Source organism: Amycolatopsis sp. NPDC114478 (assembly GCF_055633805.1).
Map to the genome: position 1 here is coordinate 460,125 of NZ_JBVKDO010000001.1, position 25,173 is coordinate 485,297.

The following is a 25,173-nucleotide window of genomic DNA, read 5'->3' on the forward strand; positions in this document are numbered from 1 at the left end:
TCGGGGAATGGGGGTAATTTCAGCGAAAAGTACCTCCGTAAAACCGGGTTAACAAGCGGCCCGGAATTCTTTGTCACGCGCATGGGAGCGCCCCCACTGTGAAGGGTCACGCAGGTCAGCCCTTGTCATGTACGTGCTATCCAGGCTCGCGAAAATTGTCACGTGCCCGGCGAATGGCGGCGATCTTCTTGCCCGGATCGGCCGTTCCCCGATACCTTTTCGCGGGCAGGGAAAGGAGCGGCCATGAACCAGCCGGTCATCGCCGTGACGGACCTCGCGAAGACCTACGGCGAAGTCACCGCGCTCGCCGGGATCAGCCTCAGCGTCGCCCGCGGCGCGGTGCTGGCGGTCCTCGGCCACAACGGCGCCGGGAAGACGACGCTGATCGACATCCTCAGCACGCGCGTCCGGCCGAGCGCCGGCACCGCCCGGGTCTGCGGTTACGACGTCGTGCAGCGCGGGCGCGCGGTCCGGCGGCGGATCGGCGTGACCGGGCAGTTCGCCGCGGTCGACGACGCCCTGTCCGGACGCGGGAACCTCGTGCTGATCGCCCGGCTTCTGGGCGCGAAACCGCGGCAGGCGCAGGCGCGGGCGGCCGAGCTGATCGCGTCGTTCGGCTTGGAGGACGCCGCCGACCGGCCGGCGGGCACCTATTCCGGCGGGATGCGGCGGCGGCTGGACCTGGCCGCGGGCCTCGTCGGCGCGCCGCAGGTGCTGTTCCTCGACGAGCCGACCACCGGCCTCGACCCGGTCAGCCGGTCCGGGCTGTGGTCGGTCGTCGAAGGCCTGGCCGCGCGCGGCACGACCGTCGTGCTGACCACCCAGTACCTCGAAGAGGCCGACCGGCTCGCCGACCACGTCGTCGTCCTCGGGCTCGGCCACATCACGGTGTCCGGGACGCCGTCGCAGCTCAAGGCGCGGCTCGGCAACCGGACGGCGACGCTGACGTTCGGCACCGAACTCGCGCTGCGGCGCGCGGTGGACGCCCTGTCCCGCCTCGGGCTGGCGGCCGGCCGCACCGGGCTGGTGCTGTCGGTACCGCTGAGCGGCCCGGGCGACATCCCGGTGCTGGTGCGCGCGCTCGACGCGGCCGGCGCGCCGCTGCGCGACCTGACGGTGACCGAGCCGACGCTCGACGACGTCTACCTTTCGCTGCACCGGACGGCGGTGGCGTCGTGACGCAGGCCCGCCACCACGCGGCGGTGGCCGCCCTCGCCGACCCGGCGGCGTGGCCCGAATCCGGTTTCTGGACGCAGGTGCGCGTGCTGGCGGCGCGTTCGCTGCGCACGGCGTTCGGCGACCGGCGGCTGGTCTTCTTCGGACTGTTGCAGCCGGTGGTGCTGCTTCTGTTGTTCAGCCAGGTGTTCAGCGGCGTCGGGGCGCTGCCGGGCGTGGCGGCGTACCAGGGTTACGTGAACTTCCTGGTCCCGGCAACGCTGGTCAACATCGCGATGACGACGGCGATGAGCTCGGGCGCGGGCCTGCTGGCCGAGATCTACGGCGGCTTCACCGGCCGGCTGCGGTGCCTGCCGATCTCGCTGTTCTCGGTACTGGTGGCGCGGACCCTGGCCGACTCGGCGCGGTTGGGCGTCCAGCTGGTGGTGACGGCGCTGGCGAGCGTGGTGTTCCTGGGGTTCCGCCCGGCGGGCGGGGTGCTCGGCCTGGGGCTGGCGCTGGTCTTGACGCTGGTGGTGGGCTGGTGCCTGAGCTGGGTGTTCGTCGCGATCACGACGTGGCTGCGCAAGGCGGAAACACTGCAGGCGGCGTCGTTCGTGGTGATGTTCCCGCTGATGTTCTCCTCGAGCGCGTACATGCCGCTGGACACGATGCCGTCGTGGGTCCGCGCGGTGTCGGCGGTGAACCCGCTGACGTACGCGATCGACGCGACCCGGGCGCTGGCGCTGGCCCGCCCGATCGGCTGGTCGGTGGCGACGGCGTTGGTGATCGCGGCGGTGGCCGCGGTGGCGGGCTCGTTCCTGGCGGCCCGCACCTTCCGCAACCGCGCTTAGCCCAGCGACTCCAGGTGTGAAGCCGCCTCCTCCGCACCACCCGCCGCCTCGAACGACTCGCGAATGCGGGACGCGCCGGGCCGGAAAGCCTCCGCCGCCTCGATCGCCGTGCGGAGGTCCGCCGCTTTCACGCGATCGAACCGGACCCGCACGCCCGCGCCCGCGGCGGTGACCTGCTGGGCCAGCATCGACTGGTCGTCGCGGATCGGGGCGACCACCAGTGGCACTCCGGCCGACAGCGCCTCGCACACCGTGTTGTGCCCGGCGTGGCAGACCACCACCGAGGCGTGCGCGAACACCGCCACCTGCGGGATCCGCCGGGCCAGCAGCACGTTCTCACTGACCAGCCCACCGGACGGGTCCACGACGAGCCCCTGCACGGAAGGCATCCCGGCCAACGCGTCCACGCTCTCGGCCAGGAACCGCGCACCCGCCGAAGCGTTCGACGTCCCCAGCGTCACCACGACCAGCGGCCGATCGTCCACAGGGGACCAGTCGCCCGAAGCCGCGGGCAGCGCCGGGCCGACGTAGGACACCGGCACCGCCAGCCGGGACTCGCCGGCCAGGGCCCGGGTCGTGAACGCCAGCACCAAGTGCGGCGAAAACCGCAGGTCGCCGAGCAGGACGCCGTGCCGGGCGCGCAGCCCGGCCTGCAGCTCACCCACCCAGGACGCGATCTTCGGCAGCGAACCCAGCGGGTCGGCCAGCTCGGTCGACGTCGACGCCGACGTCGCCCACGGCAGCCCGCACCGCGCGGCCACCAGCGCCCCCGCCATCGCCTGCTGGTCCACCACGACCACATCGGGCGCGAAAGCGGACACCGCCGACAAGACCCCCGGCACCATCGCGTCCGCCAAAGGAACCAGGTACGACTCCCACAGGTACTTCAACGCGGCGAAACCCCGTAATCCGGGCGGCCGAAGGGAAAGCGAAAACGGCGACGAGTCCCCGGCCGGGAAGACGCGCCCGGAGACCAAAGTGGACACTTCCGGCGATGGGCCGCACCAAGCCACGGAATGGCCCCGCGAAGTCAGCACCGCGGCCACCCCGCGCAACGGCGCCACGTGCCCGGCCAGCGGCGGCACGACCAGCAGGAACCTCACGCCGCGTGCCGTTCGACCCACTTCAGCACCAGCTCGCGCACCTCCCGGTGCTGCTCCACCAGCACCGAATGCCCTTGCCCCTCGAAGACGTGCAGCTCGCCGTGCGGCAGCAACGACGTCAAGGCTTCGAGGTCGTCGGCCTGGTAGCCGTGACTGCCGAGGATGGACAGCACCGGGCAGCCGATCGCGGCCACCTGCTCCCACGTCAGCAACGGCCCGAGCGGTACCTCTTCCGCCATCTTCGTCGACGTGATCCGCTCGGCCGCCATCCGCGCGAGCCGCCGGTGGTGGGCGCTGAAGTTCGCCTCGATCCAGTCGAAACTCTCTTCGACCTGCAGGAACCGCACGGTGTGCGCGAGGATCTCGGTCATCTTGCCCGCCCACACCTCGGTCGCGGGCTCGGACTCGATGCACACGATGCTGCGCACCCGTTCCGGACAAGCGACGGCGTAGCTGTAGGCGAGCGTTCCGCCGAAGCTGTTGCCCACCAGGTGCACCGGCCGGTCGACGCCGAGCTGCCGCAGCAGGTCGTCGAGGTCGGCGACGAAGTCCCCGAGCGTGTAGCCGCGTTCGGGGCGCTCGGTCTTGCCGTGCCCGCGCAGGTCGTAGCTGATCACGTCGATGCCGGCGGCCGCGACCGGCGGCGCCAGCGTCAGGTAGAAGCTCGCCAGGCTGTCGGTGCCCATGCCGTGCAGGAACACCACGGTCTCGGTGCCGCCGGCGGGCACGAGCTGCACGTTGGTGCGCAGCCCGTTCACGGTCATCGTGGGCACGTGCGCTCCCCCACGAACCGGGCGATGTCGCCGACGGTCAGCCCGATGACGTCGTCGAGGTCCTTCTCCGCCAGGTACTCGGCGAGGTTGACGTCCGCGCCGAAGTGCTCGGAAAGGATGCTCGCGAAGGTCACCAGGTCGATGCTCTCCAGCTGCAGGTCCTCGTGGAACGTCGTGCTCGGCGTGATCTCGATGCCGAGCACCTCGGCGTCGCCGGTGAGCTGTGTCAGCAGCTCGGCGACGACGTCGAAGACGGCGGACGCGTGGTCGAGGGTCATGGCGTGCTCCTGAGTCGTGCGGTGGCGGTGTCCCCGGTCAGGTCGACCGTGACGGCGAAGCCCGGGAGTGCGCGGCCGCGGCCGGACACCCGGCCGTCGGCGTGGACGCGGATTTCCGCCGGGTAGACGGGCTCGGCGAGCCGGGCCCGGACGGCGTCCTTGGCCGCGATGCGTTCCAGCAGCCAGCCGCGGGCTCGCCGCGGCGGGACGGCGGCGAACTCCGCGCGTTCCTCGGCGCTGAGGTAGACACCGGCGTAGATGTTCCGGGCGGCGACCGTCGGCCAGCGGTCGGTGACCGTGACCGAGCCGTCGTCCCGCCGTTCGCCCAGGAGGTTCTCCGCCGGGAAGGCGTAGACGCGGTGGGCCGCGCGGTCGCAGGGGAACCGGACGTCCCGCCAGCCCTCGACGCTCGCCAGCACGCGGCCGTCGCGCACCAGCTCGGCGTCCATCTCCAGGACGTCCGGCCGCGGCAGCCGGACGCGCACGAGGCACTCGAGCCGCGTGCCGGGCGCGGGTTCCGGCCCGTGCCAGGTGAGCCGGCCGATCGACCGCGGGAAGGCGAGCAGGCCGTCGGACCGGGTGGCCATCAGCCAGCAGCCGAGCAGCTGGCCGACGTTGTCGAGCAGCCCGCCGGGTGCTTCCGGGACCACCAGTTCGCCGCGGATGTGCTGCTCGCCGAGCCCGGTCAGCCGGGCCAGGCCCTGGTAGGAGGGCCCGTGGAACATCTCGCGCCGCGCGTAGATCTCGGCCGCGCTCAACGGCGGCGCGGTTTCCGGGCCCGGCACGGCGGTCCGCGACGGCGGTGGCGCGTACGTCCCCAGCTCGACGGTCATCAGCGCGTACGGTCCGATCTCGACGGTCACCTGGTCGCCCTCGCGGCTCATCGCCAGCGGCACCCGCTGCGCCGGGGAAGCGATGAGCCACCGCGAGAACACCGCGTCCCGCACCGCGACCGCCGTCGTGCCCGGCCAGGTGCGTTCGACGGACCGGCACGCGAGGTCCACCAGCGTCGTCGCCGGCACGACCGGCCGGAAGTCGGACTCGTCGGGCCAGCCGTCCCGCTGCCGGAAGAACCGGTGGTCGCGCAGGTACGGCATCGCGGCCACCGAGACGTCCACAGTGGACTCGACGCGCCGGCGCGCGGCCGCCGCGACGACGTCCGCCGCGGTCTGCCGGGTCTCGCTGAGCAGGGCGGTGAACTCGGCGACGATCGCGTCCGGCACCCCGGGCGGCAGTTCCGGCACTGCGCGTTCGTCGAGCAGGCCACGGGCCGATTCCCCCAGCGACAGCAGGGAGTTCCCGGTGGCGAGCCGGACCCGCCGCGGTTCGAGCGCTGCGAAGTCCGGGCTGCCGCCTTCGACCCACAACGCGGTCGCGACGCGGCGCAGCTGCGCGAGCCCGGACCGGGTGCCGGACGCGGCGGCGACGACCAAGTGCCGTCGTTCGCCGAGCGTGTCGGTGACGTAGGAGCCGAGCTGCCCGGCGCCGACCTGCACGAACGCGCGGAACCCGGCGTCGTGCAGCGCCTCGGTCAGCGCCCGGAACCGGACCGGGCGGATCAGGTGCACGAGGTACAGCTCGCGGACGGCGTCCGGCTCGGCCGGGTAGGGTCGCGCGGTCGTCGCCGACCACACCGGCACCGTCGGCTCCCGCAGGTCCAGGTCGGCGGCGAGCCGGGCGAACGGCCCGAGGTACGGCCGCAGCAACGGGGTGTGGAAGCCGGAGCGGAACGGCAGTGTCCGCGCTACGATCCCGGCGCCGCGGCAGGTCTCGGCGAACTTCGCGACGGACTCCGGCGGGCCGCACACGATCGTCTGCTTCGCCGCGTTTTCGTGCGATACGACCAGGTCGTCCGGCAGCAGGTCGGCCACCCGCGCGGCCGGACAGCCCAGCACCAGGTAGTCCGCGTCGGGCAGCTCGAACCCGTCGGGCCAGTACCGTTCCAGCAGGTCCGGCCCCGCGCGGTACATCCCGGCCGACTGCATCGCGGTCCACTCGCCCACGCTGTGCCCGGCGAGCGCGTCCGGCCGGATCGCCAGCCGGCGCAGGGCCTGGTCGAGCAGCAGCCCGCTCGCCGACACGCTCGCCGCGCGGTCGAGCACGCTCGCCGTCGACCACTGTGGACGGTCGAGGCCGAAGTGCTTGGCCACGTCGTCGATCCGCGGTTCGGCGCCGTCCTCCAGTCCCGGGTGGACGAACGCGACCTTCCCGGCCGGCAACAGCGGGTCGACCGAGCACCAGACGTCCCCGCCGCCGTGCCACGACCGGCCCTCGGCCGCCACCTTGGCGAGCACCTTGCGGGCCGTGGCGAGCTTGCGCTCGTCCGGACCGACGATCCCGATCCGGCACGGCCCGTCGCCGTCGCCGGGCCGGTCGAGGCGTTCCAGCAGCTCTTCGGGCGTGTTCGCGGCCAGCCGCAGCACGCGTTCCGGCTCGTCGACGCGCACCCGCCGCTTCGGCGCGGCGTCAACGCCCGCCTCCAGCACGACGTGCGCGTTGACGCCGCCGAAACCGAACGCGTTGACCGCACCCACCCGCGGCAGCGCACCCCACTCCTCGGCCTCGGCGAGCACGCGGAACCGGGTCTTGTCCAGCAGCGGGTTCGGGTCGGCGCAGTGCAGCGTCGGCGGCAGCACCCCGTGGTGCAGCGCGAGGGCCACCTTGACCAGGCCGGCGACCCCGGCCGTCGGCAGCGTGTGGCCGATCATCGACTTGACCGAGCCGATCACCGACCGAGCCCCGCGCCCCTCGGCCTGGCCGAAGACGTCGGCGACGGTGGTCAGCTCGGCGGCGTCCCCGGCGGGCGTGGCCGTGCCGTGGGCCTCCAGCAGGCCGATCCGGGCCGGGTCGAGTCCGTCCCAGGCCCGCCGCAGCGCGAGAGTCTGCCCGGCGACGGACGGGCTGAGCAGGCTCGCGCCGCGCCCGTCGCTCGACGTCCCGCTGCCGCGGACCACGGCGTACACGCGGTCGCCGTCGCGACGAGCGTCGGCCAGCCGCTTGAGCACGACGAGCGCGGTGCCCTCGCCGATGAGCATGCCGTCGGCTTCACGGGAAAGCGGGCTGATCCGCTGGCTCGGCGACAGCGCGCCGAGCTGCGTGAACAGCGACCAGAGCGTGTCGTCGTGCGTCTGGTGCGCACCACCCGCCAAGACGACGTCGCAGCGGTGCCGGGTCAGCTCGCCGATCGCCTGGTCGACCGCGACCAGCGAAGACGCGCAAGCCGCGTCCACTGTGTACGCCGGGCCGCCGAGGTCGAGCCGGTTGGCGACGCGGGCCGCGGCCAGGTTCGGCACCAGCCCGGCGGCGGTCTCCGGCCGGAACTCCCCGAGCGGTTCGAGCAGCGCCGTCCGCAGCCGGTCGAGCACGTCCGGGCCGGCCGACGGCAGGAGCTCGCCGACCGTGCGGGTGATCTGCCGGACGGTCCGGACCCGCTGGTCGAAGCCCTGCAGCCCGGGCGAGAGGTAGCCGCCGCGGCCGAGCACGACGCCGATCCGTTCGGGGTCGCCGAGCCGGCCGAGGCCCCCGGCGTCCTCGACCGCCTGCACGGCGACGGCCAGCGCCGTCAGCTGGTCCGGTTCGGTGCCTTCCAGCGACGTCGGCGGGACGCCGTGGGCGACCGGGTCGAACTCGATGGTGTCGGGGGCGAAACCGCCGCGGCGGCCGTGGGTCCGGTCCGGCGCGGTGCCGTCGTGGCCGTGGAACGCCGGGTCGCGGCGGTGCGCCGGGATGTCGGTGACGGCGTCGACGCCGTCGACGAGGTTGCGCCAGTACTGGTCCACTGTGGACGCGCCGGGCAGGAACACGCCCATGCCGACGATGGCGACCGGCTCCTGGCTCACCACAGCGACGCCGTGTAGAGCACCGCGCGGTCGGTGCCGTAGGCGAGTTCCCGCAGCAGGGCGGCGGTGCCCGCGTCCGCGTCGAGCAGGCTGATGTCCCGGCGCTCGTACTCGCGCGCGAGCTCCGGGGACACCATGCCGCTGTGGTCGGCCGCGGGCGCCCACGGTCCCCAGTGGACGGTCACGGCCCGGCCGGGCCAGTCCTTCGCGAGTGCTTCCAGGGCGTCGTTCGCGGCGGCGTAGTCGGTCTGGCCGCGGTTGCCGAGCACCGCGGCGATGCTGCCGAAGAACGTGACGAACCCGGGTTCGGCGTCGAGCGCGTCGAGCAGGATCCGCGCACCGTCCACTTTGGTCTCGTACACGGTCCGGAACGACGGCTCGTCCTTGTCCGCCATGAGCTTGTCGTCGAGGACACCGGCGGCGAAGACGACCCCGTCGAGCCGGCTGGGCAGGTTCTTGACCAGGCGCCGCACGGCGTCCGGGTCGCGCACGTCGAGCGAGGTGTAGCCCGCGGTCCCGCCCGCCGCGCGGATTTCGTCGAGCGTGCGGCCGATCTCGCGCTGGGCCAGCACGGTCCGCACCCGGCGTTCGATCTCGGCCACCGAGCCGCCGCGGCCGGCCAGCACCGCGCGCATCGCCGTGGGGTCGGCCGGCAGGTCGTCCGGCTCGCCCGGCCACGGCGTCCGCCCGGCGAGTTCGAGCCGGCAGCCGGAGGCGGCGAACGCGATCGCCGCGCGGGCGGTGATCCCGCGGGCCCCGCCGACCAGCAGGACGACGGAGTCCGGGCCGAGGCCCAGCGCGGCGAGTTCGCCGCCGCCCGGTCCGGCGCCGGAGTAGGCGATCGACGGGAGGTCCGCCGGGCGCGGCTCGATCGTGAAGCGGCCGGTCTCGTCGTGGCCGACCACCGAGGGGCCGTCGCTGAGAGCCTCGTCGACGAGCACTTTCGCCAGGTCTTGGTCGGCTTCGACGAGCCGCGTCACGCCGTCGCGTTCCAGCGCGGCCGAGCGGACCAGGCCGCGGAGGCCCGGCGTTCCCGGCTTGGCCGCGACGAGCACGGTCCCCTTGGCGTTTTTGAGGTGGGTGAACACTTCCGGGGCGTCCGTGGCCAGGATGACGGTGATGTCGGCGTCCCCGGTGACGATCTCGGCGCCGGCTCCGATGAACGCGGCGCGCACGGACTCGTCGTCGCCGATGATCGCGACGGACTTGCCGCGCAGCCGTTCGGGATCGGGGTCGAGCGGGACGGGCACCCGCTCGAGCCGGTACCGCGTGGGCGCGGCCGCGGCCGGCGTGGGGTTCAGCCAGCTCTCGAGGTGCGCGGTCAGGGCGTTCGCGGTGCGGTCGCGGCTGAGCTGGTCGGTGCGGTCGTCGGCGGGCAGGCCGAGGCGGCCCAGCAGCGTCCCGGCGATCTCGGTGCGCTTGATGGAGTCGATGGAGAGGTCGGCTTCGAGGTCGAGGTCGCCGGCGATCATCTCGGCCGGGTAGCCGGTGCGTTCGCTGATCACGCCGATGACGGTGGTGAGGACGTCGGCTTCGGGTTCCCGTTCGGGCTGTCGTTCCGGCTCGGGTTCCGGGAGTCGCACGGGTTCGGGAACGACGACGGGCGCGGGCGCGCTGCCGAGGTAGCCGAGCATGACCTCCCGCTGGGCGGCGACGAGCTCGCGGGTGGTGCGCAGGAAGTCGACGACGGCCTGGTCGCGGCCGGAAGCGGGCTGGGTCATGGCGGAACTCCGGATTCGTCGGGCCGGGGGCAGGGCGGGCGTCTCGGCGCCGGGGGCGCGGGCGGACCGCCCGTCGACGGCCCAGGCGGTCGGGGCCGGTGCCGGGCGCTTTTCCCTGGTCAGCCGCTCGGTGCGGACGTCGACACCGGCGTCGGCGAGTTTTCGCAGCGCGGTCAGGAAAGCCGGGAGGTCGGGGCCGCACGCGACGACGGTGTGCGGGCGGTCGCCGAGGATCTCCCCGACCAGCCGGGTGAGCACCCGGCCGGGCCCGACCTCGACGAACGTGCGCGCGCCGGCGTCGTACATCGCTTCGATCTGGTCGAGGAACCGCACGGGGGCGCCGATCTGCGCGGCGAGTTCGCTTTTGACGTCGCCTTCGTACGGTTTCGCGGTGCGGTTCGACCACACCGGCAGCCGCGGCTCGCGGATCGGTTCGCGGGTGAGCTCGTGGGCGAAGAGGTCGCCGGCTCTGGCGACCAGCGGGCTGTGGAAGGCGCAGGCGACCGGGATCCGCTGGGCGCTGACGCCGATCTCGCGCAACCGCCGGATCGCCCGTTCGACAGCGGCGACCGGTCCGGAAAGGACGACTTGTTCCGGCGCGTTGTGGTTGGCGACGACGACGTCCGGGCCGATCAGGGTGGCGGTGAGCCGATCCCGCGGCGCCTTGACGGCGGCCATGGTCCCGGGCTCGGCGACGTCGGCGATGGCGTGCGCGCGGGCGTGGCTGACGCGCAGGAGGGTCTCGGTGTCGAAGGCCCCGGCGACCGAGAGCGCGACGAGTTCGCCGTAGCTGTGCCCGGCGAGGAAGTCCGGCCGGACGCCGGTTTCCTCGAGGAGCTGGGCAACGGCGGTTTCGACGAGCCCGAGCGCGGGTTGAGCCACGCGGGTGTCGATGAGGGCTCGTTCTTGGGCTTCGGCGGAGTGGAAGGCGTGCGGTGGAAACGCTTTCGCGGCGACATCGGGGGCGAGCCGGAGGAGGTCGGCGAGTTCCGGGAAGTGGACGAAGAGCTCGGCGAGCATCCCGGGGCGCTGGCTGCCTTGGCCGGGGAAGAGAAAGGCGACCTTGCCGGGGTCGGCATCCCTATTCCCTGCACGCACCGCCAGCCGCTCGGCCACCACACGCTGCAGGTCCTCCAGTGCCTGTTCCGCCTCCGGCGCCCAATCCCGCAGCCCATGGCGCCGGTCCGGGGCTACCGGGCCCGCTCCCAGCACCGCGTGGAAGTTCGTCCCGCCGAAGCCGAACGCGCTCACCCCCGCCAGCCTCGCCGGTTCCGCCCACGGCCGCGCCGAAGTCGTGAACGTGAACGGGCTCGTCTCCGCGTCCCACGCCGCGTTCGGCGTGCTCAAGTTCAGCGTCGGCGGCACCACCTCGTGCCACAACGCCAGCGCCGCCTTGATCAGCCCGGCCAAGCCCGCCGCGCACTTCGTGTGGCCGATCTGGCTCTTCACCGATCCCAGCACGCACGACCCCGGCGCCGCCCCCGCCGACGAGAAGAACCCCGTCAACGTGCGCAGCTCGGTCGCGTCGCCGACCACCGTGCCCGTTCCGTGCGCCTCCACCAGCCCCACGTCCACAGGGGACACACCCGCGTCCTGGTAAGCCCGTTCCAGCGCCCGGTGCTGCCCCTCCGGACGCGGCGCGGTCAACCCCAAGGCCTTGCCGTCGCTGGCCGCGCCCACGCCCTTGACCACCGCGTAGATCCGGTCGCCGTCGCGTTCGGCGTCGGACCGGCGCTTCAGCACCAGGCACGCCACCCCCTCGCCGAGCGCGATGCCGTCGGCCGCCGCGTCGAACGGGCGGCAGCGGCCCGTCGGCGAAAGCGCGCCCGCCGACGTGAACATCAAGTAGTCGTGGATGCCGTTGTGCAGGTCGACCGCGCCGCACAGCACCAGCGAGCTCGTCCCGGCGCGCAGCTCCTTCGCCGCGAGGTCGAGAGCGGCCAGCGACGACCCGCACGCCGCGTCCACCGTGTAGTTCGCGCCGCCGAGGTCGAGCCGGTTGGCGATCCGGCCGGAGATGACGTTGGCGAGCGTGCCGGGGAACGTGTCCTCGGTCGGCTCGGGCAGCTGGGCCAGCAGCTCGGGCGGCACCTCGTCGAGGTAGCCGACCAGCAGCGAACGCAGCGTGCCGGCGTTGGCGAGGTCGCCACCCGCCTCCGCGCCGAACACGACGCTCGTCCGCTCGCGGTCGAACTCGCGCTCGCCGTACCCCGCGTCGGCCAGCGCCCGCCGCGCGGTCTCCAGCGACACCAGCTGGGCCGGGTCGATGCTGCCCATCGCCGACGGCGGGATGCCGTAGTCCAAGGGGTCGACGGCGACCGGCGGCAGGAACCCGCCCCACTTCGACGTCGACTGTCCGAAGTAGACAGACGGGTCCCACCGCTCCGGCGGCACCTCGGTGACGGCGTCCTCGCCGCGCAGGACGTTCGACCAGAACGCGTCCAGGTCCGGCGCCCCGGGGAACGTGCAGGCCATCCCGATGACGGCGATGTCCCGGCTGTCCCGCGGCTCCGGTTCTTCCCGCCGGGCAAAGGTTTTCCCCGACGTGACTTCCCGGTGCAGCTCGGCGATCGTCGTCCGGCGGTCGCGCAGCACGGCGACCTGGCCGGCCATGAACATCCCCTCGGCGAGCTGGGTCCCTTCGCCGAGCCGCGAACCGTCCCGGCGGACGCCCTTGCTCGCGACGCGCAGCCGTCCGGTGTTCAGCTCTTCCAGCCGCTGCCACGCTTCCTGCGCGGGCACGTCCCGCAACCCGGCTTTGACCTGCTCGAACTCCGCCGTGTACGGGCTCGGCAGGCAGCGCGTGCGGTGGCCCGGCGCGGTTTCGAGGGTGACCGTCGCGTCGGCCGCGAGTGCCCGTTCCTGGAACAGCCCGGTGATCGCGCCGTGCGCCACGGCCTCTTCGGTGAACAGGTAGGCGGTGCCCATCAGGACGCCGACCGCGTCGAGTGGTGCCGCCATCGCGGTGACCATCGCCGCGGACCGGGCGTCGTGGATTCCGCCGGCGAAGAGCACCTCGACGTCCTTCGCCGCGCCGAGCACGGCCAGTTGTTCTTCCCACAGCTCGAAACTCGACCGCGGCCCGACGTGCCCGCCGCATTCGGCGCCCTCGAAGACGAACCGGCGGACCCCGGCGTCGAGGTACTGGCCGAGCAGGATCGGCGAGGGCACGTGCACGAAGGTCGCGATCCCGTCCGCTTCCAGGGCCTTGACCTGCCCGGGTTTGCCGCCCGCGATCAGCACGCACCGCGGCCGGACGGCCCGGATCGCGGCGAGCTGCTCGGCGCGCAGGTCGTCGGGGACGAACCCGAGGATCCCCGCGCCCCACGCCCGGTCGCCGAGGCGCTCGGCGGTGCGGGTGAGCAGGTCGGTGGTGCGCGCGCCGTTCGCCGTGGCGACCGCGACGAACGGGAACCCGCCCGCGTCGGCGACCGCGGCCGCGAACCCGGGCTGGTCGCTCACCCGCGTCATCGGGCCCTGGACGACCGGCAGCGCGCTGCCCAGCGTCCGGCACAGCCGATCCGACGGCGTCACCACCGGGAACGACGCGCCGACTACCCGGCGGACGTCCGCTTCCACTGTGGACTCCAGCAGTACCCCGGCGCCGCCCCCGGCGAGCGCTCCCACCGCTGTCCGCGGGCCGGCCGCCCGGCCCCACACCGGGACGTCGAAGGTACCTAGAAGCTGTTGCAGCAGAACGAAGTCACTCAGTTCGCCGCCCCGGGCGAGCAGTCCCAGCGCGCCGCCGGCGACGGCCTCCGCGGCCGTGGCCACATCGGACACCTCGGCGAGGACGCCGGTCCACGGCGCCGTCGTGCGGACGGCGAAGGCAGCTCCCTCGGGAAGCGGGCCGTCCGTGCGCACACCGTAGGGCACCCGGACCCGGGCGGCGACGAGCCGGAGCGCGACCGGATCGGCGCCGTCGAGCACGCCGAGACCCCCGCCGCGCGCGACGGCCGCCACCGCGCCGGGGTCGCCGATGCCGAGGCACCGCAGCCGTCGAGCGTGCGACGGCGGGACGAGCTCGGCCATCGGTGGACCTCCTGTGCGGGTGGGGTGATCTTCACGAGACCAATCACAGGAATAACGCACCAGGCCCGGAAAAAGCAATACTCGTGCTAGGGTGCGAAACCGTGGAACACCGCACGATCATAGCCCTGAACAGCACTTTTATCATACGGCTTCTAAATGAGAAATACCATTCACTCACCTGCGTAACAATGGCTCGAAAATTACGGGAGCCCACGTGGAACTGACCGGACGGGTGGTCGTGCTGACCGGCGCGGCCCACGGGATCGGGGCGGCGATGGCCCGCCGCTTCGCCGCGGAGGGCGCGGCGGGGGTCGTCGTGTCCGACGTCGACGCCGCCGGCGCCGGCCGGGTGGCCGACGAGATCGCCGACATGGGCGGGCGCGCGATCGCCGTGACCGCCGACGCGACGTCCAAAAAGGACCTGAAGACGCTGGTCGCGGCGGCCCGCGCCGAGTTCGGCGAGGTGGACCTGTTCTGCGCCAACGCGGGCGCGGCCTTCGGCACCGGCGTCCACGCGGCGGACGAGCAGTGGGCGAAGTCGTGGGAGATCAACGTCATGCAGCACGTCCACGCCGCGCAGGTCGTGCTGCCCGCGATGCTCGCGCGCGGCGAGGGCTACCTGCTGATCACGGCGTCCGGCGCCGGGCTGCTCGGCACGCCCGGCGACGCGCCGTACTCGGTCACCAAGCACGCGGCCGTCGGCCTCGCCGAGTGGCTGGCGATCACCTACCGGCCGCGCGGGGTGCGGGTCAGCGCGCTGTGCCCGCTCGGCGTCCGCACGGCGCTGCTCGAACCCGGCATCGCCGCCGGCCACCCGGCCGCGCTGGCGATCGCCGCGGCGGCGCCGCTGCTCGAACCCGAAGACGTCGCCGAGGCGGTCGTGGCCGGGCTCGGCGCGGAGGAGTTCCTGATCCTGCCGCACGCTTCGGTGCGGGAAGCGTTCCTGCGCAAGGCCGGCGCGGTCGACGCGTGGATCGACGAGATGGCCGTCCAGGGAGGCTGAGGAGTGGAGTACCGCAGGATCGGCGCGAGCGGGCTCGCCGTGAGCGAGATCGCCTACGGCAACTGGCTGACGCACGACGCCCCCGGCTGCGTCGCCGCGGCACTGGACGCCGGCGTCACGACGTTCCACACCGCGGCGGCGTGGGAGGGCGGCGCCGCGGAAACCGCGTTCGGGCAAGCCTTCTCGGGGATGCGCCGCGACGACCTCGTGCTGTGCACCGGCGTGTTCTGGCCCGAGGGTCCCGGCCCGAACGACGCCGGGCTGAGCCGCAAGCACGTGCTCGCGTCGCTGGAGGGCTCGCTGCGGCGGCTGCGCACCGACCACGTCGACGTCTACCAGCTGCTGCGCTTCGACTACCGGACCCCGGTCGCGGAGACGTTCCTCGCGCTCTCGGACGCGGTGCGGCAAGGGAAGGTCCGGTACGTCGGCACGGCGGAGTGGACGGCCGAGCAGCTGCTGCAGGGTCAAGAGGCGGCGGCGCGCTACGACGTCCCGCTGATCAGCAACCAGCCGCACTACTCGATGCTGTGGCGGGTGCCCGAGGCGCAGGTGATGCCGGTGGGTGAGCGGATCGGCGTCGGGCAGTTCGCGTCGGTGCCGCTGGCGCAGGGCGTGCTGACCGGCAAGTACCGGGACGGGCGCGTCCCGGCGGGTTCGCGCGGGGCCGGGCCGGCGCACGCGCGGCCGCTGCTGATGCCGGAGCTGCTGGGGCGCGTCGAGCTGCTGCGCGGCGTCGCGGACGACGCGGGGCTGACGATGGCGCAGCTCGCGCTGGCGTGGACGCTGCAGCACGAGACGGTCGCGTCGGCGGTCGTGGGCGCGAGCACGCCGGAGCAGGTCACGGAGAACGCGAAGGCCGCCGGCGTCCGGCTGGACCTCGACGTCCTGACCCGCGTCGATCACCTGCTCGGCAGCTTCGTGCAGACCGACCCGCGGCTGGTGTGGTCGCCTCCGGCCTTCTCAGCGTCTTCAGCCTGAGCCGAGGCAGACGAAGGGGCGGCGGAACGGGTCGACGGCGATCGCGTCGGCCAGCGCCAGCGCGGGGCTGTCCCGCACGGCCAGCGCGCGGTAGTAGTCGTCCATCGCGGCCGCCGACGCGAGGTCGCCGACGCGCGACAGCGGCGCGATGACCGTGCGGGAGCCGCTGGCGAGCAGGGCGCTGGCGAAGCCGAGGGCCTCGTCGCCGGGCCGGATCCGGTTGAGCGCGAGCTCGCACGCGGCGAAGACGACTTGCCGCGGCGGCTGCCGCAGCCCGGCCATCTCGTGCCCGAAGAGCGCGCCGTCGGCGAGTTCGAGGCGGGAGAACAGCGCGTTCTCCGGCTCGTGCGCGCCGTGCGCGGCGAAGTGGGCGAGCTTGGCGCCGTCCATCGCGCGCAGCACGGACTTCACGGTGGCTTTGGCGCCGGTCATGGTCGTCGCGGTGCGGTAGTGCGTGGTCAGCTTCTCCAGCTCACCGCGCGCGCCGGCCAGGCCGGGGCCGCGCACCAGCACGATCTTGCGGGCGCGCGGCGACTTCGTCAGCTCGGCGGCGAGCCAGGCGGTCCCCGACGGCGCGACGACGGTGGGCCGCCCCCGCAGCCCCGGCAGGACGCCCCACGGCACGGCGTAGAGCGGGCCGGTCGGGACGATGACGAGATCGCGGTCGCCGATCGTCTCGGCCAGGGGCTGGATGAGCTGGGTGTCGAGCTTGTCGGCCTGCTTTCGCGCCGACGCCATGACGACCTCGGCGAGCCGTTCGGGCAGGTTGTCGGGCGCGAGGGCGTCGAGGTCGACGTTGAGCACGCGCCCGGACTCGGCGGCGGCCCCGGCGGACCCGAGCCGCACGAGCCGGCACTCGCCCCCGGCCACGACGACGGCGACGAGCTCGTCCCCGGACGCGGCGAAGCTGACCATGGCCCGGTCGCCGAGCCGGTCGGAGACCTCGTCGAGCCCGGCCACCGGCCGCGGCCGCCCCCACCGGCCGGTGTGCCAGCCGAGCCGCTGGGCCTCCCGCAGGCGTTCGTTGTACTTCGCCCGCAGGCCGGCGATGGGGTGCCCGTCGTGCTGGGCCTCCTGGATGGCCTGCCCGAGGCCCCGAACCTCGGCGACGCGCGCGGCGAGCTCCGGATCGGTCCCGGCGGACAGCGGCTCGTACCGGTAAGTCTGCGCGCGAGTGCGTTCGAGCCAGACGAAGAGGCGCCGGGCATCGTTGCGTTCGAGCACGAGCTTGACGGCGAGGTCGGCGAGCTCCTGGCCGTGCAGGGCGGTCCCGGAGACGAGGTCGAGCCCGCCCATCCGATCCCGGACGGCGTCGAGCTCGGTGAGGCCCGAGCGGATTTCGGTGAGCGCTTTGGCCCGGTTCCCCTGAGCGACGGCGAGTTCGGCCCGGCAGAGGCGGCGCAGCATCCGGTAGTCGATGGGGGTCAGCTGCCCGGGGCGGGGGACTTTGTCAAGGGTCTCGACGGCGCGTTTGAGGTTGCCGCGCCGGATGTCGAGGCGAACCGCGAGCATGCGCGCGGTGGCGGCTTGGTCGGTGAGCCTCGGAAGCTGCATCTTCTCCGCCGCCCGCAAGGCCCGCATCGGCAGTCCGGCGGGAACCACGCCGGCGCGCAGGGCATCACGGGTGTCGGCGTGGAGGCCGATGATCAGGGCGTTGGCAACGCACGTCTGACACCCGGCCCTGCGCATGCCCCGCCGAGCGGCGGCAGCCGTGTCGCGCGCGAGTTCCAGCTCATCGTTCATCAGAGCCGCCGAAGCGCGGTAGAGCTCGACCCGGGCTTGTTCGCGGGCGACGCTGCGCAAGGCGCTCGTTTCGAGCAGCAGGTCGTCGAGGTGGCGGCCGGCCTCGTCCGCCAACCCCGCGGCCAGCAGCGCTTGGGCTTGCTCGATGCGCAGGAGGGCGGGCACCTCCATGTCCAGGGCCCGGTAAGTCCGCTCGGTTTCGTCGTAGCAGCGCAGAGCCTCGGGGACGTCTCCGGTCCGGAGAGCGAGCGTCCCCAGGTTGCGTCGCACGTCGGCCGCCATCGCCCGCAGCTCGTACTTCTCCGCGAGCTCCAGCGACTTGTTCAGGTCCGCGCGAGCCTGCTGGACGTTGCCCAGCCGCGTGTGCGCCCATCCGCGGGAGGAGAAGCTGCGCACCAGCGAATCCATCCGCGATTCCGGATCGGCGTCGTGCGCCATCCGGTATTCCTTGTCTTCGATGGAGGCATCGAAGTAGGCGAGGCTCTCCTCGTTGCGGCCGACGGACATGAGCTTCGCCGCGTAGTTGTAGTTCAGCGCCCCGCTCAACTCCGCCCGCAACACTGGATCGTCGACCGCCTTGACCAGCAGGCGCACGTCGTCCAACCCCGCCAGTCCCGCCGCCACGTCCCCGCTGATCTCCGACGACATCGCGACCAGGGTGCTCGACAAGCGGATCCGCACCACCAGCCAGTCCGTGCGGATGTCGTCGGGCACCGGGTGGATGGAGTCCAGCAGCCCCATCCCGCGCCGCAGCAGCCGGACTCCGTCGTGGTACCGCGCCAAACACGAAGCATCAGCGGCTGCTCGCTGGAGCTTGCGGACTCCATCGATGACTTCCGACGGGTCCAGTTTCGTCACAGGCACTCCACCATGACAGCACAGGCGGCACCAGAAGATGCCCGCCTGCCCTGTGAAGATCGGCAGGCGGGCGATTACAACTTGGTCAAGCTCAGCGTGCGACCTCGTAGCACGGGGCGCCGCAGTTGGGCGTCACGACCGGGCCGTCCTTGAGCGGCGGGTGGTCGATGTGCACCCAGCCGAACTCGTCGGGCTCCGGGTGCGGGACCACCGGGCCGGCCTTCTCGACCGGCTCCGGGGTTTCCTCCGGCTTGGTGTCCGTGGGCGTCGACATGGTCGATCTCCTCTCCCCTGGGGATCTGCATGGGGACGCTCGCCGTGACGGTGAGTCCCCCGTCGCGGGGCCCTCTCCCCGCGAACGGCCCAATAGTTGCACAACGGAGCAGTGATCGGGAGGGTTTTCGCTACGGAAAGTCAGACCGACGTCCGTGATCAGGCGAAACGTCCGACTTGGAGCGTCCTAACGAGTGAACTCTGTAACGACGTCCATTGGGGACGTGCATCCCGCTGGTTGGCGGAGTGGGGCGTCCTCCGGGTGCGGAGCGCGATCTCGCGCCCGGCCCGGGTGACCGGCTTCGGCCAGGGGCTGACCGGATCCGGCCACGGGTCGGAAGCGCTTGCCGTCGCGAAGGCGCGCGTCACCCACTCCCCTGGCCGGCCTCGGCCAGGGGAGTCCTCTGTAGACAGTCAGCCGCGCTTGGCCGTCAACGCCTTGTGGATCGCGTTCACCAGCCGCACGTTCTCCGGCGCCGCCCCGCCCGGGAACGCGAACCGGCGGCGGTTGTACCCGTACGCCAACCCGCTCCGAGGATCAGCGAACGCCTGGGACCCCGCCGCGCCGCTGTGGCCGAACGCGCCCTGCCCCAGCACCGGGTAGTCGTCCGACACCGCCGCGAAACCGAGCCCGAAAGCGTTGCGGTTGCGGGTCGACAGGTCGTAGCCCGCCGAGTGGATCTGGGCGAACTCGGCCGCCGTCTCGGGGTTCAGCAGGCCGGTCGCCGCCGCGTACATCCCCGCCAGGCCGCGGGCCGACGCCACGCCGCCCACCGAAGCCGGGCTCAGCTGCCGGACCAGCTTGATGTTCGGGAGGTCCCAGAGCTCCGGGGTCTTCGGGTGGTTGCGGTTGAACGCGATGCCGGTGATGCTGTCCGCGCCCGTCGCGCCGGCCTCCAGCTGGGCCAGCTGCTCCGGCGTCGGCAGCATCGGCTGCGTCGTCAGGAACCGGGGCTCCAGCTCCTCCGGCAGCCCGAGGTAGAAATCGAGCCCGAACGGCTTCCGGACGCGCTCCTCGTAGTGCTCCTGGATGCTGCGGCCGGTCACGCGGCGGACGACTTCGCCGGTCAGGGCGCCGATCACCAGCGCGTGGTAGCCGAACTGCGTGCCGGGCCGCCAGTACGGCCGCTGCGGGGCGAGCCGCTCGGCGATCACGCGGTCGTCGGCGAGCTCCTCCGCGGTGAAGCCGTCGTCCGCGCCCACGACGCCGGCGCGGTGCGCGAGCAGTTCCCGCAGCGTGATCGCGGCCTTGCCCGCCGCGCCGAACTCCGGCCAGTAGTGGCTGACGCGCTGGTCGAGGTCGAGCACGCCGTCCTGCACGAGCAGCGCGACCACCAGGTGCGCCGCGCCCTTGGTCGAGGAGAAGACGCCGGTGAGCGAGTCGCCGGTGAATTCGGGCCCGGTCCACAGATCGACGACGCGTTCACCGTCGACGTGCGCGACGAGCTGGGCGGCGTAGTCCCCGCCCTCGTCGATCGCGACGGCGGCGAACTCCGCGCGGACGGCCTCGAACCCGTCGGCGACGGTCCCCTGGATGTGCTCGGACGACATGGCGGCTCCCTCAGTGATCTTCAGCCTGTGCCTGGAGTCAACTCGCGCGGCTCCCGGGTATTCCGCCGGTAGAAGTCCCCGCCCGGCGGGTACCACCGGATCATGAAGCTGACCTCCACCGTGCTCGGCGCGCCCGATCCGCGCGCGCTCGCCGAGTTCTACTCCAAGCTGCTCGGCTGGCCGATCAAGACCGATGAGCCGGAGTGGGTGACCCTGCGCCCGGACGACGGCAGCGCCGGGCTGTCCTTCCAGCTGGAGCGGGACCACATCGCGCCGGTGTGGCCGCCCGCCGGGGGCGCCCAGCAGATGCAGCTGCACCTCGACATCGAGGTCGACGACCTCGCCGCGGCGACGGCGGAAGCGACCGCCGCGGGCGCCGTCGTCGCGGACTTCCAGCCGCAGGACGACGTCCGCGTCTGCTTCGATCCGGCCGGGCACCCCTTCTGCCTCTGGACGCGTGAATGACGTGACGCCCCGCGTTCGTCCGGTCACAGGATCCGCTATGTTCGGCTGAGGTCCTGTTTCCGGCGAACGGAGTTGAGTCCCGTGGGGGTGCACCGGATCTGGCACCACGGACTGGTCCCCACCGAGGGAAAACGCCCCCTGGACGCCTTGCGCAGCAGGCTGATCGCGCGCCAGCGGCAGCACGACGACTACACGGTCGCCGATCTCGGCTCGTCCGACGACGGCGGATCGCGCCGGTGCGACCTCAAGTTCGGCTGGACGGACGGTCGAGGCCGCTACTCCGTTCAGGTATTGCTTTCCCTGTGCTACCACGCCGGCGAAGACCGCGTCGCGTGGCTGCTGGCCGCCGCGTGCACGCGACCGTGGCGCAGCTGCCACGAAGCGCCGGCCCAGCGGATCGGGCTGGAGGAGCTCGGCGCGAGCGGCAGTGACGAAATCCCGATCGAAGCCCCGGTTCTCGCGATGCGCGGATGGTCTCGCGAGGAGTGCGACCGCGTCGCCGAACTGCTGGGCGAGGCGCTGGTCGCGGAATGGCGGACGTCGGCGGTGCTGGTGCTCACCGAACCGCCGACGGTCCCGGTCGACGGCTGGCCCGGTCTGGTCAACGTGTTCGACGTCGACGACCGCTTCCGCCGCACCCTCAACCAGCACGTCCCGCTCGGCTACGAGGTGCCGCAGGGCGCGCGGCTGTACGCGCCGCTGTGCGACCAGCTCCCCGACTTCGTCGAGACGGCCAGCCCGGTGTCCGGCGAGGCGCTCCAGGGCGCCGTCACGCGGCTGCTGCAGGCGCGCGGCCGCACGCCGCTGCCGGAGGAATGGGCCGAGGTGCCGAGCGTGAAGGCCTGGTACGCCGCGGATCCGTTCGACGAGCCGGAACGGGAACCGGACGCCGAGCTGACGGACAAGCTGGACCGCGCCGAGCGCGAGCTGGCCGAGGCGCGCGGGGTCATCACGATCCTGCGCAAGAAGGCGAAGGCCGACACCGAGGAACGGGACCGGCACGCGAGTGAGGCGAAGGCGCTCCGGCGCCGGCTCGACGAACTGTCCGCGGTCGACGTCGCGGGCCTGCGGACGCAGCTCGCGCAGCTGCAGGGGGCGGTGGACGACTACGCGCGCGCGTTCGAGGAGACGGAGGCCGAGCGCGACGAGCTCAGACGCGTGAACGGGCTCCTGGCGGGCACGCTGGCCCGGTTCCACGACGCCGACGACGAGGTCGCCGCCGCCGAGCGGCCGCCCGAGGAGTTCCCCAGCTTCGCCGAGCTGATCGGCGCCGCGGCGGCGACGCTCAAGCACCTCGCGATCACGGCCGAGCCGGCGCCCGCCGCGATCCTCGACCACCACCCGAAAGCCACGGCGTGGCGCCGGAAGGCGTGGGACGCGCTGCGCACCCTCGACGCGTACGCGAGCGCGCGCACGACGTTGCTCGACGCGGGCCAGGACCCCGGGCCCGAGCTGTCGGACGTGCTCGCGTTCGCCCGCACCGGCCAGCCGGGTTCGCTGATCAGCGCCAACATCATCGCCCTGGCCGAGTCGGACACGGTGACCACGAACGAGCGGCTCCGCCAGGCGCGGACGTTCCGCGTCGACCCGCGGACGAACCCGGCGGGCCGCGACTACTTCGGCGCCCACATCGCCTTGGAGCGCTTCAAGGCGCCGGCGCCGCGGCTGCACTTCCTCGACGACACCGACCGCACGGGCACGGTGTACGTCGGCTACCTCGGCGCCCACCTGCCGACGTCGAAGACCAACTGAGCGAGAATCGGGCGCATGACGGAGACCAAGTACCTGGCGTACTGCTGGGTGGCCCGCGGCGACCGGGTGCTGTTCCTCCGGCGCGGACCGGGCGTGTTCCTCGCGGGCCGGTGGGAGCTGCCGGGCGGAACGGTCGAGCCGCACGAGGACTTCGAAGCGGCGGCGATCCGCGAAGTCGTGGAGGAGACGGGGTTGAAGGTCCAGGTGACGGGCGAGCTGTCCCGCACCGCGTGGCCGGACATCGCGGGACGCGCGCTGGAGATCCGCGCGTTCGTCTACACGGTGGAGGAGGACGGCGCGGGAGACGTAGTGCTGAACCCGGAGGAGCACGACGACTTCGCGTGGCTGACGCCGGAGGAGGCGCGCGGGCTGGAGATGGCGCAGCACTTCCGCCGCCTGCTCTGAGGCGCGGCTCAGCGGGTCGGGCAGGATTGCGGCATGACGTCGTCGCCGGATTGGCTCAGCCGTTACGAGAGCGGACAGCGGGACCAGGTGTGGCACAACGTCGAAGTCCTCGTCGAACGGCTGCACGACCCCGGCACGGCCGGGTTGTTCGAGCTTCCCGTGGTCGTCGGGCGAACAGGGCCAGTGGGACGTGCCGTCCCGCCTCGCCGGAGAGATGTTGCCACTTTGACGATCGAGGGAAGGTGACTCCCGTGGCGAGTCTGCACGTCGGCTGTGCGATGTGGACCCACAAGGCGTGGGCCGGGCGGTTCCTGCCACCGTCGCCGCCGGCCAAGGAGCGCCTGCGGGCGTACGCGGGCTGGTGCAACGCCGTCGAAGGCAACACCACCTTCTACGCGACTCCCGCCCGGGCCACCGTCGCGACCTGGGCGGAGCAGACCGGCCCGGACTTCCGGTTCGTGGTCAAGCTGCCCAAGATCGTCACCCACGAACGCCGGTTCGCCGGAGTCGAAACGGAGATGCGCGCGTTCCTGGACGCGATCGAACCGCTCGGCGACCGCGCGGTCCTGTGGACGCAGCTGCCCGGCGCGTTCGGCCCGTCGGACGTCGACGCGCTCGGCCGCTTCCTGCGCCGCCTTCCCGTCAACCGCCGGCGCGCGGTGGAGGTGCGCCACCCCGGCTTCTTCACCGACGCGGGCTCGACGTCGCTGCTGGAAGAAACGCTCGCGGCCGCGGACGCCGAGTGGGTTCCGTTCGACACCACGGTGTTCTTCCGGAGTCCGCCGGTCAGCGAGGCGGAACAGGAGGCGTGGGCCAAGAAGCCGAGGCTGCCGCGGCGAACGCGGGCGCTGACCGACCAGCCGATCGTTCGTTATCTGGGCCGCGACTCGGTCGAGGAGACGGTCGAGGGGTGGCAGCCGTGGACGAAGGTGGTGGCCGGTTGGCTGCGCGAGGGGCGGTCGCCGACGGTGTTCGTGCACACCCCGGACAACAACGACGCACCGGCGCTGGCTCGCCGCTTCCACGACGAGGTGCGGGCGCTGGTGTCCGAAGTGGACCCGTTGCCCGAGCCTGAACCGGTCGAGCCCGCGACGCTGTTCTGAGCCGGCGGGCGGCGAAACCGAAGGGAATCTCCGACGAAAAGCGGGCCGTCCCCCTCGGTTCGAGGGAGACGGCCCAGGAGCTCAGCCGCGCGCCGCGGCCAGTGCGGCGGCCGGCTGGCCGGTCGCCGGCGGCATCAGCTTCGGGTACTCCTTCTGGAACTTCTCGATCATCGTGGCGGACGGGATGATCCGGTTCGGGTTGCCCTGGGTCGTCGCCTGCTTCTCGCCCCACGCGCCGGCGGCCTTGCGCTGGTCGGGGGTTCCGTGGCTGTGGTAGCAGTCGCCGATGGAGGCGTCCAGGTACTGGACCTCCTGCTGGGTGCGGGAGTTCCACGCGAAACCCTTGGCGTGCGCCACGAAATAGCCGCCGTACGCGTCGGGGCCCATCTCGGACGACTCGTTGCGCGGGTAGTTTTCGTGGGCGAAGTCGACCTGGTGGCCGTACTCGTGGCCGACGACTGACTCCACCGAAACGTCGTCGAACCCGAGGACGTTCACCGTGTCGAGCAGGCCGTCGCCGAGGGCCACGCGCTTGCCGCCGAGGCTGCCGGCCGGGGCGGAGAACGCGTTCAGGGTCAGCAGCGGGTTGCGGCCGCCCTGCATCGCCGGCACCTCGTAGAGCACCTTGGTGGCGAGCGCGGCGGCGGCCTTCACCTTCGCCGGCGCGAGACCGAGGCTGAACGTCTGCGCCATCTTCGCCTGGCTGCCGAGATCGGTGCCCTTCCAGGCGACGAGCTGGATGTTCCAGCTCTCGATGTCCCAGAAGCCGCGCAGCTTGTCGATCGTGGCGGTGGCGCGCGGGGTGTACTGGCCGTCGGTGCCGAAGACCTGCGGGGTCTTGTCGGACGTGACGCCCTGGACGTAGAGCTGGCTGAGCCCCGACAGCGCGTCGAGCGCCTGGCCTTCGAGCGGGGTCAGCTGGGACGCGAGCTTGTTCGCGTACGTCAGCAGCGAACCCTCGGTGCAGCCCGGGATCGGGCCCGCCGCGGCCCGGCTCCGCGGGCCGATGCGCGGGACGGGCGACTCGATGAGCCGGTCCACACCGCGCAGAGCGTCCGCGGGCAGGCCGTTGTAGAGGTCGATGACGTCCTGGTACAGCTGCGCGACGTCCTGCTCGACGGTGGACGGTGCGGCCGCCGAGGCAGGAATTGCCGTGGCGAGCGCGAGCGCCACCGCGGTGCTCGCCGCGGCGAGCGTTCTTCCGAGAAATCCGGTTCGATCGGGCAACGTGGTTTCCCCTCTTCTGTTCCGGTTCAAGATCACCAAGCACCGCCACAGTAGGGCGGT

General features: G+C 72.7%; 17 protein-coding genes. 8 read left to right on the top strand and 9 right to left on the bottom strand.

Annotated features, from left to right (window positions below; translation table 11 throughout):
- Window positions 1–243 precede the first annotated feature (243 nt).
- Window positions 244–1,179, top strand: coding sequence for an ATP-binding cassette domain-containing protein (locus ACZ7OH_RS02180; protein ID WP_470279187.1), 936 nt, complete (start codon window positions 244–246; stop codon window positions 1,177–1,179).
- The gene (locus ACZ7OH_RS02185) at window positions 1,176–2,009 is read left to right on the top strand and encodes an ABC transporter permease (protein ID WP_470279188.1); all 834 of its coding nucleotides are present in this window, start codon (window positions 1,176–1,178) and stop codon (window positions 2,007–2,009) included. Before ACZ7OH_RS02180 ends, ACZ7OH_RS02185 begins: the two co-directional genes overlap by 4 nt.
- Here ACZ7OH_RS02185 and ACZ7OH_RS02190 read toward each other — a convergent pair.
- The 5 genes from ACZ7OH_RS02190 to ACZ7OH_RS02210 are packed head-to-tail and all read right to left on the bottom strand — an operon-like array spanning window position 2,006 to window position 13,755.
- On the bottom strand, window positions 2,006–3,112 hold the full coding sequence (locus tag ACZ7OH_RS02190; protein ID WP_470279189.1) for a glycosyltransferase: 1,107 nt from the start codon (window positions 3,110–3,112) through the stop codon (window positions 2,006–2,008). The genes ACZ7OH_RS02185 and ACZ7OH_RS02190 overlap by 4 nt on opposite strands.
- Window positions 3,109–3,885 carry an alpha/beta fold hydrolase gene (locus tag ACZ7OH_RS02195; protein WP_470279190.1) on the bottom strand — a complete coding sequence of 259 codons (777 nt, stop codon included), beginning with the start codon at window positions 3,883–3,885 and terminating at the stop codon, window positions 3,109–3,111. Before ACZ7OH_RS02195 ends, ACZ7OH_RS02190 begins: the two co-directional genes overlap by 4 nt.
- Window positions 3,873–4,163: an acyl carrier protein gene (locus ACZ7OH_RS02200; RefSeq protein WP_400893939.1), complete on the bottom strand. Its 291-nt coding sequence runs from the start codon at window positions 4,161–4,163 to the stop codon at window positions 3,873–3,875. Before ACZ7OH_RS02200 ends, ACZ7OH_RS02195 begins: the two co-directional genes overlap by 13 nt.
- Complete coding sequence (locus tag ACZ7OH_RS02205; RefSeq protein ID WP_470279191.1) at window positions 4,160–8,005, bottom strand: beta-ketoacyl synthase N-terminal-like domain-containing protein; 3,846 nt, start codon at window positions 8,003–8,005, stop codon at window positions 4,160–4,162. Before ACZ7OH_RS02205 ends, ACZ7OH_RS02200 begins: the two co-directional genes overlap by 4 nt.
- A complete protein-coding gene (locus tag ACZ7OH_RS02210) occupies window positions 7,999–13,755 on the bottom strand; it encodes an SDR family NAD(P)-dependent oxidoreductase (RefSeq protein ID WP_470279192.1) in 5,757 nt (1,918 codons plus the stop codon). Before ACZ7OH_RS02210 ends, ACZ7OH_RS02205 begins: the two co-directional genes overlap by 7 nt.
- Before the next feature lie 214 nt (window positions 13,756–13,969).
- Between ACZ7OH_RS02210 and ACZ7OH_RS02215 the strand changes: the two genes are divergently transcribed.
- Window positions 13,970–14,758, top strand: coding sequence for an SDR family oxidoreductase (locus tag ACZ7OH_RS02215; protein ID WP_470279193.1), 789 nt, complete (start codon window positions 13,970–13,972; stop codon window positions 14,756–14,758).
- Window positions 14,759–14,761: 3 nt separating this feature from the next.
- Window positions 14,762–15,736: an aldo/keto reductase gene (locus ACZ7OH_RS02220; RefSeq protein ID WP_470279194.1), complete on the top strand. Its 975-nt coding sequence runs from the start codon at window positions 14,762–14,764 to the stop codon at window positions 15,734–15,736.
- Here the strand turns inward: ACZ7OH_RS02220 and ACZ7OH_RS02225 are convergent.
- The 3 genes from ACZ7OH_RS02225 to ACZ7OH_RS02235 form a co-directional block, all read right to left on the bottom strand.
- On the bottom strand, window positions 15,728–18,337 hold the full coding sequence (locus tag ACZ7OH_RS02225) for a CHAT domain-containing protein (protein ID WP_470279195.1): 2,610 nt from the start codon (window positions 18,335–18,337) through the stop codon (window positions 15,728–15,730). The genes ACZ7OH_RS02220 and ACZ7OH_RS02225 overlap by 9 nt on opposite strands.
- A gap of 91 nt (window positions 18,338–18,428) precedes the next feature.
- Window positions 18,429–18,611 carry a hypothetical protein gene (locus tag ACZ7OH_RS02230; protein ID WP_470279196.1) on the bottom strand — a complete coding sequence of 61 codons (183 nt, stop codon included), beginning with the start codon at window positions 18,609–18,611 and terminating at the stop codon, window positions 18,429–18,431.
- A 413-nt stretch (window positions 18,612–19,024) separates the two neighbouring features.
- Window positions 19,025–20,161 (bottom strand): serine hydrolase domain-containing protein, encoded by a 1,137-nt coding sequence (locus tag ACZ7OH_RS02235; RefSeq protein WP_470279197.1) that lies wholly within the window; start codon window positions 20,159–20,161, stop codon window positions 19,025–19,027.
- Window positions 20,162–20,263: 102 nt separating this feature from the next.
- On the opposite strand from ACZ7OH_RS02235, the gene ACZ7OH_RS02240 reads away from it, so the two are divergent.
- The 4 genes from ACZ7OH_RS02240 to ACZ7OH_RS02255 all read left to right on the top strand — a co-directional run bounded on the left by ACZ7OH_RS02240 (window position 20,264) and on the right by ACZ7OH_RS02255 (window position 23,886).
- Complete coding sequence (locus ACZ7OH_RS02240) at window positions 20,264–20,626, top strand: VOC family protein (protein WP_400893947.1); 363 nt, start codon at window positions 20,264–20,266, stop codon at window positions 20,624–20,626.
- A gap of 81 nt (window positions 20,627–20,707) precedes the next feature.
- Window positions 20,708–22,378, top strand: coding sequence for a hypothetical protein (locus ACZ7OH_RS02245; RefSeq protein ID WP_470279198.1), 1,671 nt, complete (start codon window positions 20,708–20,710; stop codon window positions 22,376–22,378).
- A 15-nt stretch (window positions 22,379–22,393) separates the two neighbouring features.
- Complete coding sequence (locus ACZ7OH_RS02250; protein ID WP_470279199.1) at window positions 22,394–22,783, top strand: NUDIX domain-containing protein; 390 nt, start codon at window positions 22,394–22,396, stop codon at window positions 22,781–22,783.
- Between the two features lie 278 nt (window positions 22,784–23,061).
- Window positions 23,062–23,886: a DUF72 domain-containing protein gene (locus ACZ7OH_RS02255; RefSeq protein WP_470279571.1), complete on the top strand. Its 825-nt coding sequence runs from the start codon at window positions 23,062–23,064 to the stop codon at window positions 23,884–23,886.
- Window positions 23,887–23,967: 81 nt separating this feature from the next.
- Here ACZ7OH_RS02255 and ACZ7OH_RS02260 read toward each other — a convergent pair whose 3' ends face one another.
- Window positions 23,968–25,113, bottom strand: coding sequence for a M48 family metalloprotease (locus ACZ7OH_RS02260; RefSeq protein WP_470279200.1), 1,146 nt, complete (start codon window positions 25,111–25,113; stop codon window positions 23,968–23,970).
- Window positions 25,114–25,173: the final 60 nt, after the last annotated feature.

Excerpts from the sequence above, each read along its gene's own strand:
- ACZ7OH_RS02250 (WP_470279199.1), top strand. The coding sequence starts at position 22,394 with ATGACGGAGACCAAGTACCTGGCGTACTGCTGGGTGGCCCGCGGCGAC.
- ACZ7OH_RS02240 (WP_400893947.1), top strand. The coding sequence starts at position 20,264 with ATGAAGCTGACCTCCACCGTGCTCGGCGCGCCCGATCCGCGCGCGCTC.
- ACZ7OH_RS02230 (WP_470279196.1), bottom strand. The coding sequence starts at position 18,611 with ATGTCGACGCCCACGGACACCAAGCCGGAGGAAACCCCGGAGCCGGTC.
- ACZ7OH_RS02180 (WP_470279187.1), top strand. The coding sequence starts at position 244 with ATGAACCAGCCGGTCATCGCCGTGACGGACCTCGCGAAGACCTACGGC.
- ACZ7OH_RS02255 (WP_470279571.1), top strand. The coding sequence starts at position 23,062 with ATGTGGACCCACAAGGCGTGGGCCGGGCGGTTCCTGCCACCGTCGCCG.
- ACZ7OH_RS02200 (WP_400893939.1), bottom strand. The coding sequence starts at position 4,163 with ATGACCCTCGACCACGCGTCCGCCGTCTTCGACGTCGTCGCCGAGCTG.
- ACZ7OH_RS02210 (WP_470279192.1), bottom strand. The coding sequence starts at position 13,755 with ATGGCCGAGCTCGTCCCGCCGTCGCACGCTCGACGGCTGCGGTGCCTC.
- ACZ7OH_RS02235 (WP_470279197.1), bottom strand. The coding sequence starts at position 20,161 with ATGTCGTCCGAGCACATCCAGGGGACCGTCGCCGACGGGTTCGAGGCC.